Raw genomic sequence first — 26,280 nt, forward strand, 5'->3', positions numbered from 1 at the left:
AACTTCACACCCCAAATCCGCCTACCTGAATTACCCTGCCCAACACGGCCAGCCCACACGCAGCAAGGCTTTGCAGGTGGTTGGTTAAAAAATAAACTCAAGAAGGTGACTATACCGGAGAGATAACCTACGTACAGCGTTGCTGACAAAGAAAGCTACTAAATTGGGGAAAGGCTACCACTAAAACGGGATACTACCGTCACAAGCTGTGGCCGAAAGCCTGCCTACGGCCTGACCCTCGGCAATGCCCGCCGCTCCTGCGTTTAGTCCAGATCGCCGGAAGAAAGCATCTACAGTAGAGAAACAGAACCCCGACGCCATTGCAATGATGGTAACTACTAAGAAGGACAGACTGCCACACTCTCGGCGTTTCCATCCTACGCCCCATTCTAAACTCACCTTAATTTCTGGAGATTTCACCATGCCAACAAACCTACGCCGCCTGCTTGCGCAGGCTGCCGACGCTGACCCGCTCAATACTGCGGACGCAGATGTACAGCAAATGATTGCTGACGGGATTGTTATTCGACGTTCCAAGATATGCCCCGTAAAGCGTAAACCCGTAAAGGCGGCCTACAACACAAAGACCGAAGAGTTTTATTACAATGCAGATGGCTCCGCGATGACCCTGCGGGAGTGGCGAGCGCTGCACGGTGTTCAACCGAAGAAGCAAAAACAGCGCTCTGACACGGGGCTACGGCAAGTCATCCAGCCCGGCGACGCTATTCATTGCCGACGAGCTGAGATAGAAATGTGGCTGAACAAGAAGCCTGCCCGGTACGCCGAACCACTGCCGCCAGATTTTCCCGGCGTTCGCGTAGATGATGCCGCATTGAAACCGCGCGAGCACGCCATCCCGGAAGCGACCACAGGGCAAAACGCCTTTCTCAAAGCCTGCCGTGAGTTTCTGATTTGCGATGACGCCACCCTGAAAAGAATCAACCGGGGCATGAGCCAACTGGAAGCGATGCGCCATGCTGACTTTACGCGAATGGGTGACAGCCCGGCTTTCCGTCAGTTGTGGTGCGGTGAGCTGAAACCCACGGATGATAATTTCAATACGCTGAATCTGCATTGTGACGTTGGGGGCGCTGGCCTGCCGCCATCCATCCCGCCGCTGGTTACAGCGCCGTACAGGTTCCGTGAGCTGGAGCAATGCGACCGCCCGGCGTTTGTGCCATTGCCGCCGCCAGATGGTGGCGACTGGCGACCCGGCCAGCAGGACGTAGCCGCCGCTGTGTTTGCCCGTGACCGCGATACGAAGGTTTACGCCCAGGCGAACGGTACGGTCAGCAACCTGCAGTTGAGCCCCGGGTTTTATGCCTCGTCCGGCTCGGCGGCGCTGGCGCTGGTGAATAATCAGACCGATATTGTGGCCGATTTTCGTGAGAAGAGTCTGCGCCATACCCATCAGGGGACCGATGCCGCCGTGGTATTTGACGCCTTTCCGGGACAGGTTTTCCGCGCCCACGTGACCAGCAGCGATGCGGGGATCCTTGCCGGACAGGAGGCGGTGAGCGGCGAACTGTCCGCGCCGGAAACCTCCAACCGTTGGGTGCGCGACGCTCAGCGAATGCGCATTCACGTGGCGCTGGATGAGACGCTGCCGAAACCGCTCCCGACCGGCGCTCGTGCCACCGTGCAGCTCTACAACAGCGAAGGGCCGTTTGCGCGCTTCTTCTCCGGGATGCAAATCCACCTGGTGAGCCTGCTCCACTATGTCTATTAGCACGCTGGCGCGGGTCTTTACCCCGCACGGCAACATCGTCTATACGGCCAATGACTTTCGCCAGACCCTGCGCATCGTCTTTGCCGGGATGATCGCGCTGAGTATTTCAAGTTTCTATAACACCAGCTACGGCGTGTTTTATGTGGTCTACCCCATCATGCTGCTGTCGCTGGTGCCGGTTTTTAACCGCCATGTGGCGAAGCAGTTTATCTTCAGCGCATCGCTAAACTGCGTCGAAATGGTGATTATTATCGGCTATCTGTCCCAGTGGCCGGTGATCATGACGCTGGTGGTTTTTGCGCTGTATGTCATGCGTTTTCGCTTTATGAGTAAGGGGCCGCTATTCCTGTTCGGGTCGATGGGCGTGGTGTGCCAGAGCGTGATGCTCAACTTTATGAGCTATCCCACCACCGACTGGCACACGCTGCTGTTTTCCAACATTGAAGCGAGTGTGATGGCGGTATGCCTGAGCGCGCTGATGAACTACCTCCTGCCGGACGTTGAGCCGCGCAAGCCGCCGCCGCTGATCGAGAAAGATGATGCCCGCGTGCGGCACGAGTCTCTGCTCTCCGGCACCGTTGCGACGATGATTTTTGTCATCTTCCAGATAAGCGATTTGAGCGATTCGCTTTCGGCGCTGATGGCCGGTGTGTTGATTCTGTTCCCGATGCACTATCGCGGCGCGGTGATGAGCTCTATCTGGCGCGTGGCTGGCGTGGTGCTGGGCTGTCTCTATATTCTGGTGGTGCAGCTTATCCTCTACGATCACAGCAGCCACATGCTACTGATGATGCCGCTTATCGGCCTCGGGCTGGCGTTTGGTGCGCGTCTGCATGTGATGGAGAAGGTGGGAGCCGGCGTTGGGTTTGCCAGCATCACCACCATCGGGATTATGTTCGGTCAGAACATGCACCCGGACAGCGACCTGGTGTTCAGCGATCTCTACCGCATCACCTCGGTGACCTTTTCTCTGGTGGCGACGCTGACGATGGTGTTTCTGGTGCACTTGATCCTCAATCGCTTTGAGGCGACGCGCTACGTCATTGCACCACCCAAAACGGAGTAATGCGCAAGCACGGCGGGCAGTTGCGAGAGTAAAAACAGGATCAGGCCAATTGTCCCGCCCACCAGGGTGCCGTTGACGCGGATAAACTGCAGATCTTTGCCGATATTAAGCTCGATCTGGCGGGACATATCTTTGGCGTCCCAGCTTTTTACCGTGTCGCTGATATGACGGGTGAGAAACGCCGCGAAATCCGGTGCCACGCGGTGCGCCGCCTGCTCGAGGTGCTCATTGAGCGATGCCCGCAGGCTGTCGTCACCGAGCAGCGTTTCGCCAAACCACTGCCCGGCGTTGGCGATGCGCTGCTTCACGCGGGAATCCTCACGTTGCATATCCGCCTTCAGCCACTGGCGCAGGTCAGCCCACATCTCACCCAGATAGCGGTTAAACGCGTCGTCGTTCTTCAGGTAATGCTTGATGTTCTCTGCCTTTGCGGCCATCTCCGGATCGTTTTTCAGGTTGTCGATAAGCTTCAGCGTGGCGCGGTCGAACGCCTGGCGGATCTGGTGGGTACGGTCATGACTGACGTCGTCCAGCAGGGTATTCACCGCGTTTGACACCATCTCCGCGCTCTGATCGCCCAGCCACTCGGTGGGCAGCACCATCGCCTTGCGCGGATGCTCGGTCTTAAGCCAGTGGACGATCTGGTCTGAAATAAATTCCCGCGTGCTATCGCGTTGAATCAGGGTGATCAGGCGGTTGATGATGGCGTCCAGCAGTACCTGATGGCGGTTGTTTTTGGTCATGCTCTCCAGCATCACTGCGCTGGTTTCGGTGAAATCGACCTTATCGATGGCCTTATGCACCGCGCGTTTGAGCAGGCGCTGAATACGCCCATCGTCGGTCAGCTCAAGAAAACCGCCCATCACCTGAATCAGATGCTGCCCGACACGCTGGGCATTGTCGGGCTTACTGAACCAGGTGCCAATTATCTGCGCCGGCTCATAGCGGCGGATCAGCGCCACCAGCGACTGGGTGTCGAGAAACTTCTCCTGCACGAACTGGCCGAGATTATCGCCAATCCGGTCTTTATTGCGCGGGATAATCGCCGTATGGCGCGAGATAAACGGAATGGGCACCCGGCGAAACAGCGCGACGACCGCAAACCAGTCCGCCAGCGCACCAACCATCGCCGCCTCGGCAATGGCCTTCACGCCGCGCACCCAGAAGGTTTGCGGCAGAAACAGGGTGGTGATAAACGCCGCGACGGCAATCAGCAGCAGCGACAGCGCCAGCAGCTTGGCGCGTTTGAGTTCAGCGATTTTTTCCATGGGTTAAGGATAGAGGGAGACGGGGGGAAAGTGCAAAGACGGGAGCGTTACACCATCTTCGCTTCTGGAATCCGCCTTCCGAAATTAAACACCGCTTTTGCTTAATTAGTTTAATCCTTGCGCAGTTTGTATATGCTTTTTTGTATATACAATCAGGGAAGGGTACACTATGCCAACGGAGTATGAGTGGGATAGCGATAAGGCGAAAAGTAACCAGCAAAAACATGGCATACGCTTTGAGGATGCGGTTTTGGTTTTCGACGATCCTTATCATTTGTCTGTTCAGGATCGCTATGAGAACGGTGAGTTTCGCTGGCAAACCATCGGCCTTGTGCAAGGCGTCATTGTTATCCTGGTCGCACATACGGTACGTTTCGAAAGCGGAGGCGAAATTATTCGTATCATTAGCGCACGTAAGGCGGACCGTAAAGAGAGGAGCCGTTATGAGCATCGTTAAACATAAACGAGGTAGTTCGCCTGAGGTTAGCGCTCGTCGTGACGCTGAGCTAAAAGCATTAGCTGAAAAACCAGAAGCAGAAATCGATTACAGCGATATTCCTGCCACGGACGATAAACAGTGGTCCGGGGCGGTGCGAGGGAAGTTCTATCGGCCACTTAAAACGCAGGCATCTGTACGCATTGACGCCGACGTAATGGAGTGGCTGAAACGGCCTGGAAAGGGTTACCAGACGCGGCTAAACGCCATATTGCGTGAAGCGATGCTGCGCGATCAAAACAAAAAATAAACCACGGGCAGCGTTGGGCTGCCCCTTATTTCAGCTTATCAGCTCCAGCAGCCGCCACAGTACCCACCCGCCAAACCCCATTAGTACAACCCCCGCCGCCCGCTCAATTAGCCACAGCGAACGGCTGAGCCTCTGTTGCACCGCGGGCAGCCCCATCAGTGATACCAGCGCCAGATCCCACACCAGCACTACCATCACCATCCAGACGCCGCAGGTCGCCTGCTGAAGCAGCGTGACATTTGGCCCCAGCAGCGCCGTCATCAGCGCCAGATAGAACAGGGCGTTCTTTGGATTTAACAACGCCGAGCCAAGTCCCAGCAGGATCTGCTTACGCAGTGAAGGGAAGCGCTGATGGGTTTCATTCAGCGCCAGCGCTTGCGGGCGGCTGCGCACCAGATGCGAGCCGATCCACAGCAGATACAGCGCCCCGCAAAGCTCGATAAGGATAAACAGCCACGTAAACTGGCGCAGCGCGCTCCAGCCGATAATCACCAGCAGGATATACAACCCGTTGCCCGCGGCGATGCCGAGGCACAGCCCGGCGCTGCCGCGGACCCGGTAGCGCGCCGCGTAGCCCACCAGCAGGAAGAAATCCGGGCCTGGGCTTAACAGGGCGACAAAATGCGCCAGCGCCAGAGCAGGAAAAGCGGAAGGGAATAACAGTTCCATAGCAACCTCTGTGTAAAAAACCGAGGTCAGACTACGGCGATGCAAACGCTATTTATTGTCCAATATTGATCGGCCCGTGGCGTACTGGCGCGGCGTGGCAGCGGTATAGCTCACAAAGGTCTTATGAAAATGGCTCTGATCGGCAAACCCGCTCTGGTAGCCGACATCGGCAATATCATCCCCGGCGCGGAGCCGCGCTTTGGCGTATTCCACGCGGGAGATGTTGAGAAAGCTGCCCGGCGTCAGGCCAGTGTCCTGCCTGAAGGTGCGGATCAGCGTCTCTTTGCGCAGCGAGAAGCGGTGGGCAAGGTCGTCGAGTGACGGCGGGCTGGTTAAATCGGCAAGAAACGCCTGCTGGATGTGCTGGCTGGTTGAGCGTAGTTCACCCGTGCGGCTGGCGCAGCGCGGAAGGGCAGAAATCAGCATGTTCAGGGAATTAGCCGACATGTTCTCAACAACGTTCAGGTAAAGAGCAAACAGCGTGCTGTCGCGAATGACCTGTTCTGCCAGAGGATAATCCGTGTCGATATAGAGCATATGATAGCTGCGGGGCTGGCCCGCAACGGGGTTGCAGCTGTGCGGCACATGCGCCGGGATCACGATGAGATCGCCGGGGTGGAGGATGTACTGCGTGTCATTGCACCGGCAGCAGGTCTGGCCTTCCACTATCGCGCCAATCGAGAGTTGGGGGTGACAATGACGTTTATACGCCACGGTACTCTGCCACGTGCTGCGCAGCTCAAGGCCCGGAAGGCGGTTAAAGGTCTGGCGGATGTGTCGGGTATGGGTCATAGGCGCTCCTGTCAGGAACATTTTTATACCATGCCCTGGCCCTACTAAGAACCTTCCGGATATACCCAACTTTACGTCCATCACCCGTCATGTTGTCTACCCTTACTACCCTAAGCGGTAAAACATGGAGATTCGATATGGCTTATCAGACAGTAAATCCTGCCACCAACCAGCTCATCAAAGAATATCCCTCTCATACCGACGCGGATATCGAAGCGGCGCTAAAAGCGGCCGACGCCCTTTACCATTCGCAGTGGGCGAAAGGTGACATTGAACAGCGCTTGCCGGTGCTGCATAAGCTTGCCGACCTGATCGACGAACGCACCGAGGAGCTGGCTAAAATTGCCAGTCAGGAGATGGGTAAGCTCATCGAACAAAGCCGCGGCGAGGTGAAGCTGTGCGCGCAAATCGCCCGCTACTATGCCGATAACGCGAAGCAGTTCCTGGCCCCGGTGAAGTACCCGTCTGAACTCGGAGAAGCGTGGGTGGAGCATCACCCCATCGGCGTGCTGATGGCCGTGGAACCGTGGAATTTCCCGTATTATCAGCTGATGCGTGTTCTGGCACCTAACCTGGCGGCGGGTAACCCGGTTCTGGCTAAACATGCCAGCATCGTGCCGCACTGTGCCGAAACCTTTGCTCATCTGGTGCGTGAGGCAGGGGCGCCGGAAGGGGCATGGACCAATCTCTTTATCTCGTCTGAGCAGGTAGCGAACATCATTGCTGACGACCGCGTACAGGGGGCCGCCCTAACCGGCTCTGAGAAAGCGGGCAGCGTGGTGGCCGCGCAGGCGGCGAAGCACATCAAGAAATCCACCCTTGAGCTGGGCGGTAACGACGTTTTCGTGGTGCTGGACGATGCGGATCTTGATAAAGCGGTGAAGACAGGCGTGAATGCGCGACTTAACAACGCCGGTCAGGTCTGTACCGCAGCGAAGCGCTTTATCCTGCATGAGAAAATTGCCGATGCCTTCCTGAGCAAATTCACCGACGCCTTTAAGCAGGTGAAAATTGGCGACCCGCTGGATGAAAGCACCACGCTTGGGCCACTGTCGTCTAAAGATGCGCTCGAAACGCTGACAAAACAGGTCAATGAGGCGGTGAAAAAGGGCGCGACGTTACACTATGGTGGTAAACCGGTGCAGCGCGACGGGAGCTTCTTTGAGCCGACGATCCTGACGAATATCTCCCGCGACAACCCGGCGTACTTCGAGGAGTTCTTTGGCCCGGTGGCGCAGATGTATGTGGTGAAAAACGATGACGAGGCGGTCGCCCTGGCGAACGACTCCCACTACGGACTGGGCGGTGCGGTGTTCAGTCAGGATATTGAACGCGCGAAGAAAATGGCGTCACGGATTGAGACCGGGATGGTGTATATCAACTGGCTCACAGATACCGCGCCAGAGCTGCCGTTTGGCGGCGTGAAACGCTCCGGTTACGGACGCGAGTTGTCGGATCTGGGGATCAAAGAGTTTGTGAACCAGAAGCTGGTGGTGGTGCGTAAGTAAGCGGCAATAAAAAACCTGCCAGTAGGCAGGTTTTTTAGAGATTATTGCACTTCAATTTTATCCCAGCCGCTTTTGAACATGCAGCTGTCTACGAGGGTCGCCCTGCGATCCTCATTGGCGTCTTCAACCGTGTAGCTCGTGGAAATATCCTTTTTCTTGTTCTTCAGATCCGTTTTTTCCGAGTCCGAACCGGTCACGACGTTATCCGGGGGCAGATCGATCAGCGCCTGCGCTTCACATTCCGTGAGCTTTTTGTTCATTTCAGCGTCGCTGACGCCCGGTTTCACCCATTTGTACTGGACGCAGCCGGTGAGCAGAAGCGTGAGGCTCAGAACGCAAAGCGCGGTAATGCGGTGTTTCATCAGAAGGTGACTCCACCGCCAACATACGCACCGTCAATCAGGGTGTGGCCTGGACGACCGTCTTTACCATCAACGCTCACGTGGCGGTAACCCACTTTCAGTGTCACAGGTGTAACTGGTGTCCAGCTTACGCCGCCGTTGGCTTCAACGTAGTTTTTCACGCTGTTGTTCATCCCTTCTGGTGCCACGTAGCCTTCACCATACAGATGAATGCTGTCGGTCAGGGCAACGTTTACGCCGCCACCAATCGGGAACGCCACGCCGTTATCGCCTTTTTTCGGGCCGATATAGATAGCTTTTGCGCCCGCGTTCAGCATGACCGGGCCAAGACCCAGGTTATAACCTGCACCCACACCGCCGGTCTGCGTACCGTCATCGGTGTTTTTCAGCCAGTTGCTTTCCACATACAGACCGGATGAGGATTTACCCATCTCAAGATTGAGGTTGGTGAAGTTTTTACCCTGCTCAACGCTGCCACCCAGAGCCAGTGCAGAACCCGATACAGCAGTCAACGCAGTCAGCAGAAGGATATTCAGTTTTTTCATCTCATATGCCTCGTCATCAATTTAATCTGGGCGCACCTTAACAAGCGATGTTAATGACTGCAAATGTGATGAAAGTCGCCGTTTTATGCTGGTTTTGTTAATTTTTTAATTTGGTGGTGTTGCGAGAGTGTTGGGTTGAGAGGTCGTCAACGGGTAATGATTTGGCGTTTAGAAAGTGTTTATTTTTTTAGCTAAACATAATCTGAACGAGAGCAGAAAGAGTGGTTCGCAGCGAATTAATTGGGTTTCTAATAATTTCCAGAAATGTTTCTGCTGTTACAGATAACAACAGAGCTTTACATTTCTTTGGCGCTCCGGCCCGCGCAATGTTGCCATTCGATGTCATTTTCCTGACACGTTTCTTCTTTACGGTGTGAGCTTCACTTTATGGATGCTAACAACATGAAAAGAAAAATTATTCCTGTGCTAATCGGTTGTGTGCTTTCTTTCTCTGCCCTCGCGGCGCAGCCTACGGCTGAGCGCTATGCCGTCAGTTTTCCAGAAGGCACACACGTGAACTACACCGGCGCGTTTGCCAGTGCATTCCCGAACGGGCTTCCGGTTGGGATAGGTTCTGGCCTGCTGTTCACCGGGAAACAGGGCGATGCCCTGACCTTCGCCACCATTACCGATCGCGGTCCGAACGCGGATTCACCGAAAGTGGGTAAAAACGAAGCCAAAATTTTCGTTACGCCAGATTTCGCGCCGCTGCTGATGACGATTCGTGTACAAAACGGCAAAGCGGAGGCCATTGATGCCCGTCCTCTGCATGACGATAAAGGCGCGATCAACGGTCTGCCGCTGGAAAGCGACGTGATTGGATCCACCAATGAAGTGGCCTTCAGCGACACGTTAAAGAGGCTGAAGGGGGATAATCGCGGGCTGGATACGGAAGGGATCACCCCGGACGGTAAAGGCGGTTACTGGCTGTGCGATGAGTATGGCCCGTTCCTGATTAACATCGACAGTAAAGGGAAAATCCTGGCGATCCACGGTCCGCAGGCGGCGGAAGGGGAAAAAGCAATTGCGGGCGGTTTGCCAAATATCCTCAAATGGCGTCAGGCGAACCGCGGCTTTGAAGGCCTCACCCGTATGCCGGACGGGCGTATTATTGCCGCCGTGCAAAGTACGCTGGATATCGACGGTAAGGGCAAGAAAAAGGCGCTGTTTACGCGTCTGGTGAGCTTTGACCCGGCAAGCGGGAAAACCGCGATGTACGGTTATCCCATCGACAGCGCGGCTTACAGCAAAAACAGCGACGCTAAAATCGGCGACATCGTGGCGCTCGATGACCAGCACATCCTGCTGATCGAACAGGGAAGTGATAAAAACGACGGAATGCGTAACCTGATTTACAAGGTCGATCTCAGTAAGGCGAGCGACCTGTCAGGTTTCGACAAGCCGGGCGAGTATCCGGAGTTTGATGATGAGAAAACCCTGGCACAGCGCGGCATTACCCTTGCGCAGAAAACGCAGGTTGTTGATCTGCGCGCCCTGGGCTGGCAGCAGGAAAAGGCTGAAGGGCTGGCGCTGATCGACAGCAAAACGCTGGCGGTGGCGAATGATAACGACTTTGGCGTGAAGGTGGCGATGCAACATCCGGTCGAGGGCAAGAAGCTCAAGGATTATCGGGTGAACGCGGAAGGAAAGCTGACGCTGGATGATAAACCGGTTGAGACGACCCTTAGCGTGAAGCCGCTGGGGAAACCGGCGTCTGACAGTGAGCTGTGGATTGTGACGCTGCCGGAGGCGGTGAAATAAGGTTTACCCCTCACCCTAACCCTCTCCCAAAGGGAGAGGGGATGCTGGGCGGTTATCTCTTCAGCCCCGCAAACGCCGCCCGAATTTCCTCTTCCGGCAGCTGGATGCCAATAAACACCATCACGCTGCGCGGTGTCTCGTCGCCCCAGGGTCTGTCCCAGTCCGCGCTGTACAGCCGCTGTACGCCCTGGAACAGCAGGCGGTTTGGTTCGCCGTCGATCCACAGCATGCCTTTGTAGCGCAGCAGTTTATCGGCAAACGACAGCAGCAGGTTCTCCATCACGCGGGAGACCTCGCTGATGTCTACCGGGTAATCCAGCTCCACCACAATCGACGCTACGTCGTTCTGCTTATCCGCCATAAAGTGAAAACGCGGTTTTGAGGTGACATGCTCTTCCAGCATAAAACCGTTGGTGTTGAATAGCTGAGACAGGTCGATATCGCCGTGCGTCACGGTGTATACCGGCGCGCGGGCGTTGATGCGTGCGAGGCGCTCGCGCAGTTTAACGCTCTCGCCCGCCACGTCGGTTTTGGTCAGCAGGATGCGGTCGGCGTAGCCCACCTGAGACTGGGCGATGGTAAACTGGTTCATCTGATCGTCGGCGTGAACCGCGTCGACCAGGGCAATCACGCCGTCCAGCAGGTAGCGCTGGCAAAGGATGTCATGCGAGAAAAAGGTCTGAATAATCGGGCCGGGGTCGGCCATGCCGGTGCATTCAATCACCAGGCGGTCGAAGTGGATGTCCCCACGATCGCGGCTGTCGAGCAGGTCCAGCAGGGCATCTTCCAGTTCGTTAGAGCGGGTACAGCAGATGCAGCCGTTGGTCAGGGTTTTGATCTGCGTGGCGCGATCGCCAATCAGCTGGTCGTCAACGGAGACTTCGCCGAACTCGTTTTCGATCACGGCGATTTTGAAACCGTGCTGCGCGTTGAGAATGTGGCGCAGCAGGGTGGTTTTACCGGCGCCGAGGAAACCGGTCAACAGGGTGACGGCAATCGGGGTCATGGTCTCTCCTTTAGCAGCAGCGGACGCCGCCTTCTCCACTTCCGCCGTAGCGCGCTTCCTGACGCTCGCGGAAGAATTCAGTGTAGGTCATGTAGGGCTTATCCGGGTGGTTGGTTTTCATATGCTCAACGTAGTTGTCATAGTCCGGAATGCCAATCAGCATTTTCGCTGCCTGACCGAGGTATTTTTTTGCTTCGCCTAAGTTACCAAACATTGTGGATTCCAGACAGGAAAAGCCCCTCACCCTAACCCTCTCCCCATAGGGGAGAGGGAACTTTTACACCCTCTCCCCTATGGGGAGAGGGCTGGGGTGAGGGGTATTAGTAGATTAATGGTGCGAAGAGGTCTTCACGCCGCCTTCCGGTACCGGCACGTACGGGGTCTCTTTGTCCGTTCGACCTTCAGCGTTACGCACTTTCATCCAGGTTTTGATGCCGTAGAAGATAATGCTGTACACCACCACCAGGAACAGAATGCTCAGACCCGCGTTGGTGTAGTTGTTCACCACGATATGGTTCATGTTGGCAATCTGCTGGGCGGTGAGATCCGCGCCACCGGCGGCAATTTTCGCTTTGTACTGGTTAGCCATGTAGAAGAAGCCTTCCAGCTGCGGGTTGCTGCTGAACAGTTTCAGACCCAGCGCCCAGGTGGTGCAGAGCAGCAGCCACAGCGCAGGCACAACGGTGACCCAGATGTATTTGGTGCGTTTCATCTTCACCAGTACCACGGTGCCGAGCACCAGGGCAACGGCTGCCAGCATCTGGTTAGAGATACCGAACAGCGGCCACAGGCTCTTCACGCCGCCGAGTGGGTCAACAACGCCCTGGTACAGCAGGTAACCCCACAGGCCAACGCAGCCCGCAGTACCCAGCACGCCCGCCACCAGAGAGTCGGTTTTCTTCAGGAACGGCACGAAGTTCCCCAACAGATCCTGCAGCATAAAGCGGCCTGCACGGGTACCGGCGTCCAGCGCGGTGAGGATGAACAGCGCTTCGAACAGAATACCGAAGTGGTACCAGAAGCCCATGTCCGCCCATGGCAGCACTTTGTGGAACACGTGTGCAATACCTACCGCCAGCGTCGGTGCGCCACCGGCGCGGTTCAGCACGGACGGTTCGCCGATGTCTTTCGCGGTCTGCATGATCTGCTCAGGCGAAATCACAAAGCCCCAGGAGCTGACGGTCGCCGCCGCGTGGGCGCTGGCGTCCTTCAACTGCGCCATAATCAGCGCCGCGTTGTCACCGCCCATCTCATGCAGATTTGGCATGGTGATGCCCAGGCCTGCCGGCGGGGTGTTCATCGCGAAGTAAAGACCCGGTTCGATGATAGACGCAGCCACCAGCGCCATGATCGCCACGAAGGATTCCATCAGCATGGCACCGTAACCGATGAAACGCGCGTCGGTTTCGTTGGCCATCAGCTTCGGCGTGGTGCCGGAGGAGATCAGCGCGTGGAAGCCAGAAACGGCACCACAGGCGATGGTGATAAACAGGAACGGGAACAGGGCGCCTTTCCACAGCGGACCGGTACCGTCAATGTACTGGGTCACCGCCGGCATTTTCAGTTCAGGGTTGATGATCACAATACCGATCGCCAGCCCGACGATGACGCCGATTTTCAGGAAGGTCGCCAGATAGTCACGCGGAGCCAGAATCAGCCATACCGGCAGAAGGGCAGAGATAAACGCGTAACCAATCAGGGCAAAGGTGATGGTGGTGTCTTTAAAGGTCAGCGCCGGACCCCAGTACGGGTCGTGCGCAATCACACCGCCGAAGTAGATTGAGGCAACCAGCAGCACGATACCAATGACCGACACCTCGCCGACGCGGCCAGGGCGCAGGAAGCGCATGTAGATCCCCATGAACAGCGCAATCGGCACGGTAGAGCAGACGGTAAAGACGCCCCACGGACTTTCAGCCAGCGCTTTCACCACGATTAATGCCAGCACCGCGAGGATGATGATCATAATCAGGAAGCAGCCGAAGAGGGCGATGGTACCCGGCACGCGGCCCATCTCTTCTTTGATCATCTCACCCAGCGACGAACCGTTACGGCGCGAGGAGATAAACAGCACCATAAAGTCCTGCACTGCACCCGCCAGCACTACACCAGCGAGCAGCCACAGGGTACCCGGCAGGTAGCCCATCTGCGCGGCCAGTACCGGGCCGACCAGCGGGCCAGCGCCTGCAATGGCGGCAAAGTGGTGACCAAACAGCACATAGCGGTTGGTTGGCACGTAGTTCAGGCCGTCATTGTTAATGACCGCCGGGGTGGCACGCGTCGGGTCGAGTTTCATGACCTTCTGCGCGATGTATAAGCTGTAGTAGCGATAAGCCACAAGGTAGACGGAAACCGACGCGACCACGATCCACAGGGCGCTTACGTGTTCGCCCCGGCGTAATGCGACAACCGCCAGACAGAAAGCGCCGAGGATCCCGAGTAAGGCCCAGGGCACGTGCTTCAGTAGTTTTTTAGTATCCATAGTAAGACCTGGTTTTTTATGTAAAGAAAAAAGGGTCAGGGTTCGTTGTGAGGAGGTATTGAGTAATGCTGGAGCGATCGTGCCAGAAGCTTGCGCGCGTAAAGGGGAGAAAATGGGTGAGTGGTTGAAAGTGCCTGGTGAGCGGTCAAAGGGGGCGGCGAGTGGTTCAGGCTCGCCGCCAGCGGGAGAAATAATGTGATACAGATCACCCGGTTACCGTGGCTGCGCACCCGCCAGGTAGCCTTCCAGCGTTTTAACCAGCTTTTCCTTAAGCCAGGCTGGCTCCAGGATCTGAATGTTGGGTAACCAGTAGAACAGCAGCGGCAGGATCTGGTTTTCATGTGCTGCCTGACAGCGCAGCGTCACGCCGTCGTGTTGCTCCTCCAGCAGCTCTTGTGCCGGGAGGAGATCGCGGCGCAGGAAGTAGTGTGAAATATTATCCTTAATAAATATTTTCACCTCGAAAGTATCTTCCGATACCCACGGATCGAGGTTTTTTTCCAACAGCCCGATCACATTTTCGTCCGGCGTAAAGGTGCGTTTCTGAATATCAAGCCAGCGAATCTGACTCAATGAGAAGGATTTTAACCGGCTATTTTCGGTAGCTTGTAAATACCATATATTTTTTTTGTTAATGAGTTTATAGGGGTTAATCAGCCGGGTTTTGCCTTTATAAACGATCTGGCAAACATTACAGTTTTTAATCGATTTTTCAATGTTGGATAAATGGCGACGAATATCACGTTCCGCCGTGTGCTCCGCCTCGTTGGCGAGAATAAGAATATGATTTTCGTCAACGCGGTTTTCGAGTTTCTCCCAAAACTCCGCGTTTCTTTCGGGGAAAAAGCTATCAGCATTCAGGAAGTTAGCAAGGGTATGGTGTAATCCTTGTCCGCCGGGCGATTGCGCGGAATGGATCAGCCGATATAGCCCGTTTCCGGTATGTTCCACAATCGGGGAGAGCGCATTTAAATCCCGGTAGACGGTACGCTCGGTAATATTAAATTTCTCCATCAGCGCACTGCGGTTTATCACACCGTTTAAATGTAGCTCATGGAGAATATCGACCAGACGTTCAGCCGAGCGGCTCCGCGTCGTTTTAGCCATAAGGTCTTCCTGTATATTAGGGTATGCGCTGAATGATGCGGGTAGCACTGACACAGCGTGTCAGTATTCAGGCACAGAAAATTTCTCTTATGGCTATATAACGGCGTGATTTAGCGGAAACCTTAGGAATTTTTGCAGAAAGGCGCGCTGGCCTCAGGAGGGCCAGCGCGAGAGGGGATCACACGGCTGCTTCCGGCTCCATCATTACCGGGTGGAAACGGCGTTTGAAATAGATCAGGCCGTGGCCCTCTTCACTGAGGATGATATTTTTAATTTCAACAAGATAAACCAGATGCGTGCCGATGGTTTGCACCTGACTTATCTCGCCTTCCAGGCTTGCCAGCGCCCCTTTCAGCACCGGTTGCGCCAGCAGACCTTTCTGCCAGCAGGAGAGGGTAAAGCGCTCCTCCATGGCCATCCCGGTCATACCGGCGAAGTGGCGAGCCATGATCTCCTGCTCGTGGTTGAGCACATTCACGCACAGTTTGCCGTTGCCCTGAAACACCGGGTTCATGGCGCTGTTGGCGTTGATACAGACCATAATCGACGGCGGGGAATCCGTTACCGAGCAGACGGCAGTGGCGGTGATCCCGCAGCGTCCGGCATCGCCCGCCGTGGTGATGACATTCACCGCGGCCGACAGGCTGGCCATGGCGTCGCGAAAACGCAGGCGTTGTTCATCTGAATGCATTGAAACCTCCCGCTGCGTTATTTCAGCAGCTTGTCCAGCATGTTGATATCGCTGTTGTTGTGCAGGTGTGGCACCGTCCAGCCGTGTTGGTCGTACTCAGACATGCAGCGGTCGACCATCGCCATCATTTTGTCCATGTTGCCGGAGCTTTGCGCCTGGCGCAGACACTGCAGGCGAATTTCGTCCTGGCTGCCGGAGTAATTGATCTCATACAGCTCGTGACGGCCGCCAAATTCGCTGCCGATGGCATCCCACATCAGCTTCAAAATCTTGATGCGTTCGACGTGATCCATGCCGTTGGAGCCGCGCACGTACTTCGCCAGATACTGATCGATCTGCGGGTTGTTCAGATCCCGTGCGCTGGATGGCAGGTAGATCAGCCCGCTGGTGACGTTGCGTTCGATGATGTTTTTAATCTTCGCGTAGGCCATTGGCGCCATCACGCGATAGGTTTGCAGCGCCGCGTGATCCGGCAGGTACGCACCGTTCACCCACGGCGTGGCTTCGGAACACATGGAGTCGCTCAGCGCCCAGAACATATTGCGCCAGGCGACCACTTCGCCGAGATCTGCCTGCACGCCGCGGAACTCCAGGGTGCCGGTACACTCCAGCGATTTTTTCAGCAGGGCGGTGATGAAGTCGAGCTTCACCGCCAGACGCACGCAGGCCTGCAGCGGGTACATGCGGGCAAAACCGCCTTCCATAGTCCAGCGACGGCAGCGGTCGAAATCGCGGTAGATCAGCACGTTTTCCCATGGGATCAGTACATTATCCATCACCAGGATCGCGTCGTTCTCATCAAAACGGCTGGAGAGCGGGTAGTCGTACGGCGAGCCGGTAGCGCCAGCCACCATCTCGTAGGAGGCGCGGGAGATCAGCTTCACCCCTTCGGCGTCCATTGGCGCGACGAACATCAGCGCAAAGTCCGGGTTTTCGCCCATCACCTGCGCGGAGCCAAAGCCGATCATGTTGTAGTGGGTCAGCGCCGAGTTGGTGGCAACTACTTTGGCACCGCTGACGATGATCCCGGCGTCGGTCTCTTTTTCCAGCTTGATATAGACGTCTTTCACCTCGTCCGCCGGTTTGTGGCGGTCGATAGGCGGGTTGACGATAGCGTGGTTAAAGTACAGGCCGGTTTCCTGAATGCGGGTATACCAGTTACGGGCATTTTGCTCAAACTGGCCGTAGAAGGCCGGGTTTGCGCCGAGCGCGCAGCCGAACGCGGCTTTGTAGTCCGGCGTGCGGCCCATCCAGCCGTAGCTCAGGCGAGACCACTCGGCGATGGCGTCTCGCTGCTGACGCAGGTCATCGGCGCTTTTCGCCACGCGGAAGAACTTATGGGTGTAACCGCCGCTGCCGGTGTCGGTGCCCCAGCACAGCGTATCCTGCATGTCCGGTTTGTGCAGCGCGTCGTACATCTGCGCGATGGAGGCCGCCGCATTGCGAAACGCCGGATGGGTGGTGACGTCTTTAACGCGCTCGCCGTAGATATAAATCTCGCGGCCATCCTGCAGGCTTTTTAAATACTCTTCGCCGGTTAACGGGCGTTTGGTATCAGCGCGGAACTCTTCAGGCTTCATAGGGACCTCGTATCGGAATTGGTTTGTTAAATTTATGTTTTGTTTTTGTTGTTTAATTGAAGCGTGAGAGGGGCGGAACGTGAAGGGACGATTGGGACAACGGCAGGTACTTTTCGCGAGAGATCGCAGAGTGTGATTTCCCTCACCCTAACCCTCTCCCAACGGGAGAGGGGACGGTTACTCCCTCTCCCGTTGGGAGAGGGCAGGGGTGAGGGCAACAGGGGAAACCGGTACTTTCTGCGCCCGATACGCGCTGGGCGAGCAACCCGTCAGGCGATTGAAAAAGCGGGCAAAATAGGCCGGATCCTTAAAGCCCAACTGCCACGCAATCTCGCTGACCGTACTGTCGGAAAAGAGCAACAGCCGTCTGGCTTCGCGCAGCTGGCGGTCGAAGATCAGCCGCTTCGGCGGACGGTTGGCGAAACGGCGGCAGATATCGGTCAGGCGGGATTCGGTCAGGTGGAGTTCACAGGCGTAGTCCGGCACCGTCCAGTGCTGGTGATAGTGGGTGTCAATCAACTGGGTAAAGCGCTGGAACAGTTTTAACTCACCGCGCATGCCGCCTGAAGCGTGGTCGTCGAGCCTGGCGTTACGCAGCAGCAGGGTAAAGACCGCCTGCGCGAGCAGTACCAGGGTATGCTCGCGTCCGGGAAGTTGCCCGGTGGATTCCCTGGCAATCAGCTGCCAGTAGTGCCTGAGCGCCGCCAGCTCGTCGGGCTTATCGGCCAGCGACAGGCAGATCCCCGGCAGGCCAAACGCTTCTCGCGTGCCGGGGTAGAGCACCTCCAGCAGCGGCCAGATGAGATCCTCGCGTACCGTCAGAACGTGGCCATCGCTGTCGGATTCGGTGATAAACGCGTGTGGCACCGACGGCGGGGTAATGACGAACAGCGGAGCCTGCACCGAGTAGCGATGATCGTCGAGCTGGAGTTCTATCTGCCCGGTATCAAGAAAGTGCATCTGAAAATACTGGTCGTGACGATGCGCCTGCATGTCGCGGCCAAAAAAGGCCGCCATGCGGGCGAACGACTGATAGTGCACATCGTCGGTGCCCAGACTTTCGTCGTACTCTTTGCTGATATCGATATTGGCGACGGGGCTCTGGCACATAGCTCCTCCTCAGTGGATCTTCTGTGCCGCCATCCCCGGATCGCGCCCGAGGCTTTCCTGGCGGGTCATTGGGATCCGCGTCAGCACCAGCGCGCCCACCACCAGCAGCCCGGCGACGAACCACAGCCCGGAGCTGAAGCTGCCGGTGGCATCACGCAGAATGCCGATCAGCAGCGGGCTGACGGCGGATCCGACGTTGCCGATAGCGTTGATCACCGCCAGCGCCACCGCACGGGACTGCAGGCTAATAACCTGATCCGGCGTGGTCCAGAATATCGCCATGGCGGTAAACGATCCGGTTGAGGCCATGATGATGCCAAGCAGCTGGATCAGGCTGTGATCGGTGGCCGAGGCCAGCATCCATCCCGCCGCCGCGAAGAGATACGGCAGGATGGTGTGCTTTTTTCGCTCTTTCAGCCTGTCGGAGCGACGGCTCCACCAGATCATGCCGAGGATGGTGCAAAACTGCGGGATCGCCGCCAGCAGGCCGATCACAATGTTGCTGCTGCCGGTGTTGAAGCTTTGCAGGATCTGCGGCGTCCAGATGTTGATCGCACTCAGCGTGTTCGTCAGGCAGAAATAGGCCAGCGTATAGAGCAGTACCGCCGGGGTCAGGACTTCACGCAGCGTTGAACGCGGCGTGGCGGCATGCGCCACCGCCAGCTCTTGCTCACGGGCGATCATGGTTTTCAGCGTTTGCTTTTCTTCATCATCCAGCCAGCTGGCCTGATCCGGGGTGTCGTTAAGGTAGAACCAGGTCACCACGCCGAGCACCACCGACGGCAACCCTTCCAGCAGGAACAGCCACTGCCAGCCTTTCAGATTCCACAGCCCGTCCATCGCCAGGATGTAGCCGGAAAGAATAGAGCCGAGCATCATGGTTACCGGCATGGCAATCATAAACAGTGCGTTGGCGCGGGCGCGGTGATAGGCCGGGAACCACCAGGTGAGATAGACCAAAATCCCCGGCAGGAAGCCAGCCTCGGCAATGCCCACCAGCATGCGCAGCACATAGAGCGTTTCCGGGCTGGTGGCGAACATGGTGCAGGTGGACGCGATCCCCCACACCACCATGATCCCGGCGATCCAGCGCCGGGCGCCGATCTTCGCCAGCATGATGTTGCTCGGGATCCCGCACAGCACGTAGGTGACGTAAAAGAGCGTCGCGGCCAGGCCAAACATCGTGGAGGTGAGGCTCAGATCTTTGCCCATCGTCAGCCCGGCAAAGCCAATGTTGATGCGATCGAGAAACGAAAAGACAAACAGGATAAAGAGAAACACGATCAAACGACGGAACAGCTTATTTATAACGCGATGTTCAACAGCTTTATTATCTTGCAGGGTAGAGGTCGTCATGGTGCGCTCCAGATCTTACGTTTAGTAGACGGATTTATTGTTATTAACTGACGTAACCGGGTGATCGATAAAACGTGCCGCCAGCGCTTCGGCGCTGCGGGCGAGCAGGGTGGTGTCGACGCCGACGGCGACAAACAACGCACCGAGTTCGAGATAGCGTTTGGCCAGCTGCTCGTTGGCCATCAGGATGCCGGGCGCTTTGCCGGCGCTCAGGATTTGCGCGATCGCCTGTTCAATGGCCGCCTGCACTTCCGGATGCTGAGGATTACCGGCAAAGCCCATGTCGGCGCTCAGATCCGCCGGGCCGATAAACACCCCGTCGACGCCGTCCACATCCAGGATCTGCGGCAGGTTTTTTAGCGCCTCGCGGGTTTCGATTTGCACCAGCACGCACATGGCGTCGTTGGCCTGGTGCAGGTAGTCCGGGATGCGGTTCCAGCGTGAGGCCCGCGCCAGGGCGCTGCCCACGCCGCGAATACCCGCAGGCGGATAGCGCGTGGAACGGACCGCCAGACGGGCTTCTTCGGCGTTTTGTACCATCGGTACCAGCAGGGTTTGCGCGCCCACATCCAGCAGCTGTTTGATCTGCACCGGATCGTTCCACGACGGGCGTACCACCGGCTGGCTCGGATAAGGGGCGATGGCCTGCAGCTGGGTTAAGACGGTCTGCACGGTGTTCGGCGCATGTTCGGCGTCGATCAGTAGCCAGTCGAAGCCAGCCCCCGCCAGCAGTTCGGCGCTGTAGCTGCTGGTCAGCCCCAGCCATAAACCAATCTGCGGCTTTCCGGCTTTCAGCGCCGTTTTGAATGCGTTTTGCATGGTTATCTCCTAGACAAAGCGGCAGCTGATGGAGCCCATGTTGCCGTAGTCCACGTGGAAGGTATCGCCTCTGCTGGCCGCGACCGGACGGGTAAACGAACCGCCGAGAATGATCTGGCCTGGCTCAAGCTGAACGTCGTAGGGGGCAAGTTTGTTGGCCAGCCACGCCACGCCGTTAGCCGGGTGGTTGAGCACGCCCGCGGCGACGCCGGTCTCTTCGATCACGCCGTTGCGATAGAGCAGGGCGGAGATCCAGCGCAGATCCAGCTCGTCGGGCTTAATCGGACGGCCGCCGAGGATCACGCCCGCGTTGGCGGCGTTATCGGAGATGGTGTCGAACACCTTGCGCGGGCGCTGGGTTTCCGGGTCAATGTTGTGGCAGCGGGCATCGATGAGCTCCAGCGCGGGGATGACATAATCCGTGGCGTTGTAGACGTCGAAGATCGTGCAGTTCGGGCCGCGCAGCGGTTTTGCCAGCACGAAAGCCAGCTCCACCTCAATGCGCGGGACGATAAAGCGATCGACGGGGATGTCGCTGCCGTCGTGGAAGAACATATCGTCCAGCAGCGCACCGTAGTCCGGCTCGCTGATCTGCGAGCTGGCCTGCATCGCTTTTGAGGTGAGGCCGATCTTGTGGCCTTTCAGCACGCGGCCTTCGGCGATTTTCAGGTTCACCCATTCGCGCTGTACGGCGTAGGCGTCTTCAATCGTGATCTCCGGGTACTCCAGCGAGATCGCGCGGATCTGCTCCCGGAACTGCTCCGCCTGATGCAGGCGGTGGGCGATCAGGGTATGGGTGTGTTTGTCGAGCATGGCGATATCCTGTTTTATGTTTGTTTTCTCCCTCTCCCAGTGGGAGAGGGACGGGGTGAGGGCATCGGGCCGCAGAGATTTCCCCTCACCCTAACCCTCTCCCAAAGGGAGAGGGGACGGTATTACGTAAACAACGCGTGTACGTTGTTTTGTTTGTAATTGAGCGTCGGGTGCAGTTCATCGAGCTCAAACGACAGCGCCAGATAGCGGGCGGCCATGAGGTTGGCAAAATGCGCTTTGATCAGCGCAAACAGCATCTCCCCCACGGCCTCGCGGCTCTCCAGGCTGCGCCCGGCGCCAATCTTCAGCGTCATATGCACAAAGGCGTACTCCTGCTTGCCGTCCGCCATCTGCCAGGTATCCAGCCAGTGGGCGCGGCTGCGGATACCGCCGATAGGAAAAATGCCGGTGGCGGCCAGCGCCTCGTTCACTTTGGCGAACAGCCCCGGCAGGTCGGCCTGCTCGCGGATGTTGTCGGTACATTCAGCGATAAAATGCGGCATGGTGGCTCCTTACGCGGGCAGCGGGAAAACGGCGTTAACCTGGCCGGTACCGGAGCTGGCGAACAGCTCGGTGAGGAATTCAACCTTGCCGTCGTATTTGTCCCAGCCGAGCATGCCCAGCAGCATCACCGTGTCGTGCATGTTGCCCTCGCCGTAGCAGTAATCGGCGTACTCCGGCAGCATGCTGCAGAACTCTTTGAACTGGCCTTCGCGCCATAGCTTCACCACCCGTTCATCCATCTGGCGGTCGAACTCGCGGGTGTAGCTGTTCATCCCTTCTTCCGCACGCTGGTCGTCGATAAAGCGGTGCGACAGCGAGCCGCTGGCAAGCACCGCCACGGTGCCGTCATACTTTTCGATGGCGCTGACGATGGCCTCGCCCAGCCTGCGGCTGTCGGCGAAGTCGTGAACCGTGCAGAATGCCGAGATGGAGACCACCTTGAAGTGCTTATCCGCGTTCATGTAGCGCATCGGCACCAGCGTGCCGTACTCCAGCTTCAGGCTCGGGATGTTGTGCGCTTTGGCGCGCACGCCAAGCTTGACCGCCTCGTCGGCGATCAGCTGCCCGAGCTCCGGGTTGCCGTCGTAGTCGTAGGTCATGTCGCGGATAAAGTGCGGCAGCTCGTTACTGGTGTAGACGCCTGAAAAATGGTCCGCGCAGTTGATGTGATAGGCGCTGTTCACCAGCCAGTGGGTGTCGAAGACGATGATGGTGTCGACGCCCAGCTCGCGGCAGCGCTTGCCGATCTCTTTGTGCCCGTCAATGGCCCCCTGACGGCAGCCGTGGTTTTTACCCGGCAGCTCAGAGAGATACATTGACGGTACGTGCGTGATTTTTGCCGCTAACGCTAACTTTCCCATTTTAGATCCCCCATTTTGGAATCGGATGGTCGCCCATGGAGATGCAGACGTTCTTCATCTCCGCGAACACCTCAAAGCTGTACTCGCCGCCTTCGCGCCCGGTGCCGGAGGCCTTCACGCCGCCAAACGGCTGGCGCAGATCGCGCACGTTCTGGGTATTCACGAACACCATGCCCGCTTCGATATTGCGCGCCAGACGCAGCACTTTGCTGACGTCCTGGGTCCAGATGTACGACGCCAGGCCGTACTCCACGTCGTTGGCCAGGCGTAGCCCTTCCGCTTCATCCTTGAACGGCAGCAGGCATGCTACCGGGCCGAAGATCTCCTCCTGCGCCACGCGCATGCGGTTGTCGACATCCGCCAGCACCGTCGGGCGCAGGAAGTTACCGCCTTTCAGGTGCGCAGGCAGGTCGGCCGGTTTGTCCGGGCCGCCCGCCAGCAGGGTCGCGCCCTCCTCAATGCCCAGGCGGATATAGCCGGAGACTTTCTCCCAGTGCTGTTGGCTAATCAGTGCGCCAATCTGGGTGTTCGAATCGGTCGGATCGCCCACGCGCAGGCGGTTGGCGCGCTCGGCGAAGCGTTTGACGAATTCCGGGTAGATGCTCTGCTGGATGAAAATGCGCGAGCCCGCGGTGCAGCGCTCGCCGTTGATGGAGAAGATGGTGAACAGGGCGGCGTCCAGCGCGCGCTCAATGTCGGCATCTTCAAAAATCAGCACCGGGGATTTGCCGCCCAGCTCCATGGAGTATTTCTTCAGCCCGGCGTTTTTCATGATATTGCGCCCGGTGGCGGTGCCGCCGGTGAAGGAGACGGCCCGCACGTCGTGATGGCGCACCAGCGCATCGCCTGCCGTGGCGCCATAGCCCTGCACCACGTTCAGCACGCCCGCCGGAATACCCGCCTCCAGCGCCAGTTCGCCCAGATGGTCGGCGGTCAGCGGCGAGAGTTCAGACATCTTCAGCACGGCGGTATTCCCCAACGCCAGGCATGGGGCGACCTTCCAGGTAGCGGTCATAAACGGCACGTTCCATGGCGACACCAGCGCGCAGACGCCCACCGGCTGCACCAGGGTGTAGTTCAGCATCTTGTCGTCAACCGGGTAGGTTTTGCCGTTCATCTGCTGGCACACTTCGGCGAAGAACTCAAAGTTGTGCGAGGCGCGCGGGATAAGCACGTTTTTGGTCTGGTGGATGGGCAGGCCGGTGTCGGCGGTTTCCATCGCGGCAATGTCCGGCACGTTCTGGTCAATCAGATCGCCCAGGCGACGCATCAGACGCGCACGCTCTTTCATCGGCAGGTTGGCCCACTTTGGGAAAGCCTCTTTTGCTGCCGCCACGGCCTGATGGATTTCCGCTTCCCCGCCGGCGGCGACTTCTGCCAGCACCTCGCCGGAGGCCGGATTGGTGGTGTGGAAGTAGTCGCTTCCCGCCACGTTTTTGCCGTTGATCCAGTGATTAATCTTTTTCATTTTGCCGTCTCCTCACTCACAATCCGGTTTACCAGGCGACCCACGCCTTCCACTTCCACCACCACTTCATCCCCCGGTACCACGTCGGACAGTCCTTTTGGCGTGCCGGTGGCGATCATGTCGCCCGGCTGCAGAGTCATGAATTCGCTCAGGTATGCAATCAGGTATGGGATGCTGAAGATCAGATCCGCCGTGGTCCCTTCCTGACGTAATTCACCGTTGACGAAGGTGCGCAGGGTTAAGTTATGCGGATCGGGAATGGCTGCTTTTGGCACGATGTTGGGGCTGATGGGGGTTAACCCGTCGCGGCTTTTGACCCGCAGATTCGGGCGGTAGTAATTTTCGAGATAGTCGCGAATGGCGTAGTCGTTACAGACCGTGTAGCCGGCAACAAAATCCATCGCCTCGGCTTCACTGACCTTACGCGCGGTTTTGCCGATGACCACCACCAGCTCCGACTCGTAGTGCATGTACTCAACGTTGTCCGGGCGTACCGAGGTCTGGTTGTCGCCGTTGAAGGTATTGGGCGCTTTGATAAATACCAGCGGCTCGGTCGGTGGCGTGAATGCCAACTCGCTGGCGTGATCGGCGTAGTTCAGGCCGAGGGCGAACAGCGTGGGGTGAGGGTGCGCGCCCTGAGCCATCGCCACGTCGCGTTCATCCACCACCGGGTTTTCCAGTGCCGGGAACCCTTCCGCCAGAATGCGTACCCGATCGCCCGGGCGGATCTCGACGCGGCTTTGCGGCGTGCCGAGCAAGATCGCATCGCCCGGATTCAGGGTCGCGAACTCGCTCAGGGCGCTCAGCAGTTCGGCGGCGTTGCGCTGTAGCCCGGCGGTGTTCCAGTGGTCCGCTTCGCGGCCGTTGATTTCAGTGATGATAGTCAGGTTATCCACGTTGTCGACGGCGACCAGCTCACCCAGCGGACAAAACCCGTCCCGGCATTTGGCTTTGATTGCCGGGCGATAAAAGCTCTCTTCCGGCAGGCTTACCTCGTTGGCCAGCGCGTACCCGGCGATGTAGGCCGCCGCGTCCTCGACGCGAACTTTGCTGGCCGTTTTGCCCACCACCAGCGCGACGGTTGCGCCGCTCAGCACCGTCTCACCCTGCGGGAACGGGATGGGTTCACCTGCGCGGATCACCGTGTTGTGTGGCTTGATAAACCACACCGCGGTTTTTGGCGGGGTGTTGTAGGGGGCTTTTTCAAACGCCTCAGCCCAGGCGTCGCGCTGGCTTTGGTGGTTCAGCGCCACGGCAAAAACGGTACCTTTCATTGACATACTCCTCAGGCCGGAACGCCGGCGTTGATTTTGTTAATATGTTAATGATCTGGTTTTATGCTTTTGCTGATTATTTCGCAATCAGAAGTGAAATATTTGTGATATGAATAACAATAAATTTACATTTTCGTTTGAAATGATATATTTATCATCGTGTTAATGAAGTGCTGTTGTTTCTGTTAGACTTTTCGATGGTCAAAAAGCAGTTGATTAAAACAGCGATTTTGAATTGTTTACTTGTTAACAATAAGCGGGAGTGGCTATGCATGATTCTTTAACTATCGCCCTGTTGCAGGCGCGGGAAGCGGCAATGTCCTACTTCCGACCAATTGTGAAGCGGCATAACCTGACCGAGCAGCAGTGGCGCATTGTGCGTGTACTGGCTGAACATCCCTCGATGGATTTTCACGATCTGGCGTTTCGGACCTGCATATTGCGCCCGAGCCTGACGGGCATTCTGACGCGCATGGAGCGCGACGGTCTGGTGCTGCGCTTAAAACCGGTCAATGACCAGCGCAAACTGTACGTGTCGCTGACCAAAGAGGGCAACGCGCTGTACGAGCACGCTCAGGCGCAGGTGGAAGAGGCGTACCAGCAGATAGAGGCGGAATATACGCCGGAGAAGATGAAACAGCTGACGGCGCTGCTTGAGGAGTTTATCGCGCTGGGAAACCGCCATAACGCAGCGCGTGACGAAGAGTAAAAACCACAAATTAAAGGATGATTTTCGTAAAGTTTTCCCTTTCCAGGCCGAAAAT

The 26,280-nt window shown here is 57.3% G+C and carries 25 protein-coding genes and 2 pseudogenes; 8 read left to right on the forward strand and 19 right to left on the reverse strand.

Going from position 1 to position 26,280, the window contains the following annotated elements; all coding sequences use genetic code 11:
* Positions 1–421: 421 nt before the first annotated feature.
* The 3 genes and pseudogenes from M8370_RS23540 to M8370_RS00010 form a co-directional block, all read left to right on the forward strand.
* Positions 422–1,253, forward strand: a pseudogene (locus M8370_RS23540) (DEAD/DEAH box helicase); the annotation flags it as partial.
* A gap of 5 nt (positions 1,254–1,258) precedes the next feature.
* Positions 1,259–1,729: pseudogene (locus tag M8370_RS00005) on the forward strand (HlyD family secretion protein); the annotation flags it as partial.
* Entirely contained in the window at positions 1,719–2,795 is a 1,077-nt protein-coding gene (locus M8370_RS00010; protein WP_013095434.1) for a DUF2955 domain-containing protein, read from the forward strand. The pseudogene M8370_RS00005 and the gene M8370_RS00010, both read left to right, overlap by 11 nt.
* Here M8370_RS00010 and M8370_RS00015 read toward each other — a convergent pair.
* Positions 2,765–4,063 (reverse strand): DUF445 domain-containing protein, encoded by a 1,299-nt coding sequence (locus tag M8370_RS00015; protein WP_250020353.1) that lies wholly within the window; start codon positions 4,061–4,063, stop codon positions 2,765–2,767. The two genes, M8370_RS00010 and M8370_RS00015, sit on opposite strands and share 31 nt — an antisense overlap.
* A gap of 169 nt (positions 4,064–4,232) precedes the next feature.
* On the opposite strand from M8370_RS00015, the gene M8370_RS00020 reads away from it, so the two are divergent.
* Together M8370_RS00020 and M8370_RS00025 are read left to right on the forward strand one after the other, a co-directional pair.
* Positions 4,233–4,520: a BrnT family toxin gene (locus M8370_RS00020; RefSeq protein ID WP_047023211.1), complete on the forward strand. Its 288-nt coding sequence runs from the start codon at positions 4,233–4,235 to the stop codon at positions 4,518–4,520.
* Positions 4,507–4,809, forward strand: a complete 303-nt coding sequence (locus M8370_RS00025; protein WP_023620649.1) for a BrnA antitoxin family protein — start codon at positions 4,507–4,509, stop codon at positions 4,807–4,809. Before M8370_RS00020 ends, M8370_RS00025 begins: the two co-directional genes overlap by 14 nt.
* A gap of 30 nt (positions 4,810–4,839) precedes the next feature.
* Here M8370_RS00025 and M8370_RS00030 read toward each other — a convergent pair whose 3' ends face one another.
* Together M8370_RS00030 and M8370_RS00035 are read right to left on the reverse strand one after the other, a co-directional pair.
* Complete coding sequence (locus tag M8370_RS00030; protein ID WP_250020354.1) at positions 4,840–5,478, reverse strand: LysE family translocator; 639 nt, start codon at positions 5,476–5,478, stop codon at positions 4,840–4,842.
* 48 nt (positions 5,479–5,526) lie between these two features.
* A complete protein-coding gene (locus M8370_RS00035; RefSeq protein WP_062729728.1) occupies positions 5,527–6,270 on the reverse strand; it encodes a helix-turn-helix transcriptional regulator in 744 nt (247 codons plus the stop codon).
* Between the two features lie 137 nt (positions 6,271–6,407).
* On the opposite strand from M8370_RS00035, the gene M8370_RS00040 reads away from it, so the two are divergent.
* Positions 6,408–7,778, forward strand: a complete 1,371-nt coding sequence (locus M8370_RS00040; RefSeq protein ID WP_038418628.1) for an NAD-dependent succinate-semialdehyde dehydrogenase — start codon at positions 6,408–6,410, stop codon at positions 7,776–7,778.
* Between the two features lie 41 nt (positions 7,779–7,819).
* On the opposite strand, the gene M8370_RS00045 is transcribed toward M8370_RS00040, so the two are convergent.
* On the reverse strand, positions 7,820–8,140 hold the full coding sequence (locus M8370_RS00045; RefSeq protein WP_013095439.1) for a hypothetical protein: 321 nt from the start codon (positions 8,138–8,140) through the stop codon (positions 7,820–7,822).
* Complete coding sequence (locus M8370_RS00050) at positions 8,140–8,685, reverse strand: YfaZ family outer membrane protein (RefSeq protein ID WP_013095440.1); 546 nt, start codon at positions 8,683–8,685, stop codon at positions 8,140–8,142. Before M8370_RS00050 ends, M8370_RS00045 begins: the two co-directional genes overlap by 1 nt.
* 402 nt (positions 8,686–9,087) lie before the next feature.
* On the opposite strand from M8370_RS00050, the gene M8370_RS00055 reads away from it, so the two are divergent.
* Entirely contained in the window at positions 9,088–10,446 is a 1,359-nt protein-coding gene (locus M8370_RS00055) for an esterase-like activity of phytase family protein (protein WP_250020355.1), read from the forward strand.
* A gap of 52 nt (positions 10,447–10,498) precedes the next feature.
* On the opposite strand, the gene yjiA is transcribed toward M8370_RS00055, so the two are convergent.
* The 14 genes from yjiA to hpaG all read right to left on the reverse strand — a co-directional run bounded on the left by yjiA (position 10,499) and on the right by hpaG (position 25,516).
* Positions 10,499–11,452 (reverse strand): GTPase, encoded by a 954-nt coding sequence (gene yjiA, locus M8370_RS00060; RefSeq protein ID WP_038981101.1) that lies wholly within the window; start codon positions 11,450–11,452, stop codon positions 10,499–10,501.
* A 10-nt stretch (positions 11,453–11,462) separates the two neighbouring features.
* Positions 11,463–11,666 (reverse strand): YbdD/YjiX family protein, encoded by a 204-nt coding sequence (locus M8370_RS00065; protein ID WP_003856610.1) that lies wholly within the window; start codon positions 11,664–11,666, stop codon positions 11,463–11,465.
* Between the two features lie 114 nt (positions 11,667–11,780).
* On the reverse strand, positions 11,781–13,934 hold the full coding sequence (locus M8370_RS00070) for a carbon starvation CstA family protein (protein ID WP_029882188.1): 2,154 nt from the start codon (positions 13,932–13,934) through the stop codon (positions 11,781–11,783).
* A 213-nt stretch (positions 13,935–14,147) separates the two neighbouring features.
* The gene (locus M8370_RS00075; protein WP_250020356.1) at positions 14,148–15,041 is read right to left on the reverse strand and encodes a helix-turn-helix transcriptional regulator; all 894 of its coding nucleotides are present in this window, start codon (positions 15,039–15,041) and stop codon (positions 14,148–14,150) included.
* Positions 15,042–15,219: 178 nt separating this feature from the next.
* On the reverse strand, positions 15,220–15,732 hold the full coding sequence (locus M8370_RS00080) for a 4-hydroxyphenylacetate 3-monooxygenase reductase subunit (protein ID WP_047352037.1): 513 nt from the start codon (positions 15,730–15,732) through the stop codon (positions 15,220–15,222).
* A gap of 17 nt (positions 15,733–15,749) precedes the next feature.
* Positions 15,750–17,312, reverse strand: coding sequence for a 4-hydroxyphenylacetate 3-monooxygenase, oxygenase component (gene hpaB / locus M8370_RS00085; protein WP_013095447.1), 1,563 nt, complete (start codon positions 17,310–17,312; stop codon positions 15,750–15,752).
* Between the two features lie 177 nt (positions 17,313–17,489).
* Positions 17,490–18,422, reverse strand: a complete 933-nt coding sequence (gene hpaA / locus M8370_RS00090; RefSeq protein WP_058678932.1) for a 4-hydroxyphenylacetate catabolism regulatory protein HpaA — start codon at positions 18,420–18,422, stop codon at positions 17,490–17,492.
* A 9-nt stretch (positions 18,423–18,431) separates the two neighbouring features.
* Positions 18,432–19,778: a 4-hydroxyphenylacetate permease gene (gene hpaX, locus M8370_RS00095; protein WP_250020357.1), complete on the reverse strand. Its 1,347-nt coding sequence runs from the start codon at positions 19,776–19,778 to the stop codon at positions 18,432–18,434.
* Positions 19,779–19,799: 21 nt separating this feature from the next.
* Positions 19,800–20,597, reverse strand: a complete 798-nt coding sequence (hpaI, locus tag M8370_RS00100; protein ID WP_038981110.1) for a 4-hydroxy-2-oxoheptanedioate aldolase — start codon at positions 20,595–20,597, stop codon at positions 19,800–19,802.
* A gap of 9 nt (positions 20,598–20,606) precedes the next feature.
* Positions 20,607–21,410 (reverse strand): 2-oxo-hept-4-ene-1,7-dioate hydratase, encoded by an 804-nt coding sequence (gene hpaH / locus M8370_RS00105; RefSeq protein WP_250020358.1) that lies wholly within the window; start codon positions 21,408–21,410, stop codon positions 20,607–20,609.
* 122 nt (positions 21,411–21,532) lie between these two features.
* Entirely contained in the window at positions 21,533–21,913 is a 381-nt protein-coding gene (locus tag M8370_RS00110) for a 5-carboxymethyl-2-hydroxymuconate Delta-isomerase (protein WP_038418633.1), read from the reverse strand.
* Between the two features lie 9 nt (positions 21,914–21,922).
* Positions 21,923–22,774, reverse strand: coding sequence for a 3,4-dihydroxyphenylacetate 2,3-dioxygenase (gene hpaD / locus M8370_RS00115; protein WP_029882183.1), 852 nt, complete (start codon positions 22,772–22,774; stop codon positions 21,923–21,925).
* Between the two features lies 1 nt (position 22,775).
* On the reverse strand, positions 22,776–24,242 hold the full coding sequence (gene hpaE / locus M8370_RS00120; protein ID WP_250020359.1) for a 5-carboxymethyl-2-hydroxymuconate semialdehyde dehydrogenase: 1,467 nt from the start codon (positions 24,240–24,242) through the stop codon (positions 22,776–22,778).
* Positions 24,239–25,516 (reverse strand): 4-hydroxyphenylacetate degradation bifunctional isomerase/decarboxylase, encoded by a 1,278-nt coding sequence (gene hpaG / locus M8370_RS00125; RefSeq protein ID WP_250020360.1) that lies wholly within the window; start codon positions 25,514–25,516, stop codon positions 24,239–24,241. Before hpaG ends, hpaE begins: the two co-directional genes overlap by 4 nt.
* 268 nt (positions 25,517–25,784) lie before the next feature.
* Here hpaG and hpaR point away from each other — a divergent pair, with 268 nt between their 5' ends.
* Entirely contained in the window at positions 25,785–26,225 is a 441-nt protein-coding gene (hpaR, locus tag M8370_RS00130) for a homoprotocatechuate degradation operon regulator HpaR (RefSeq protein ID WP_013095456.1), read from the forward strand.
* Positions 26,226–26,280: the final 55 nt, after the last annotated feature.

This window comes from Enterobacter cloacae complex sp. OE43NF (assembly GCF_023544405.1).
GTDB classification, from domain to species: Bacteria; Pseudomonadota; Gammaproteobacteria; order Enterobacterales; family Enterobacteriaceae; genus Enterobacter; species Enterobacter cloacae.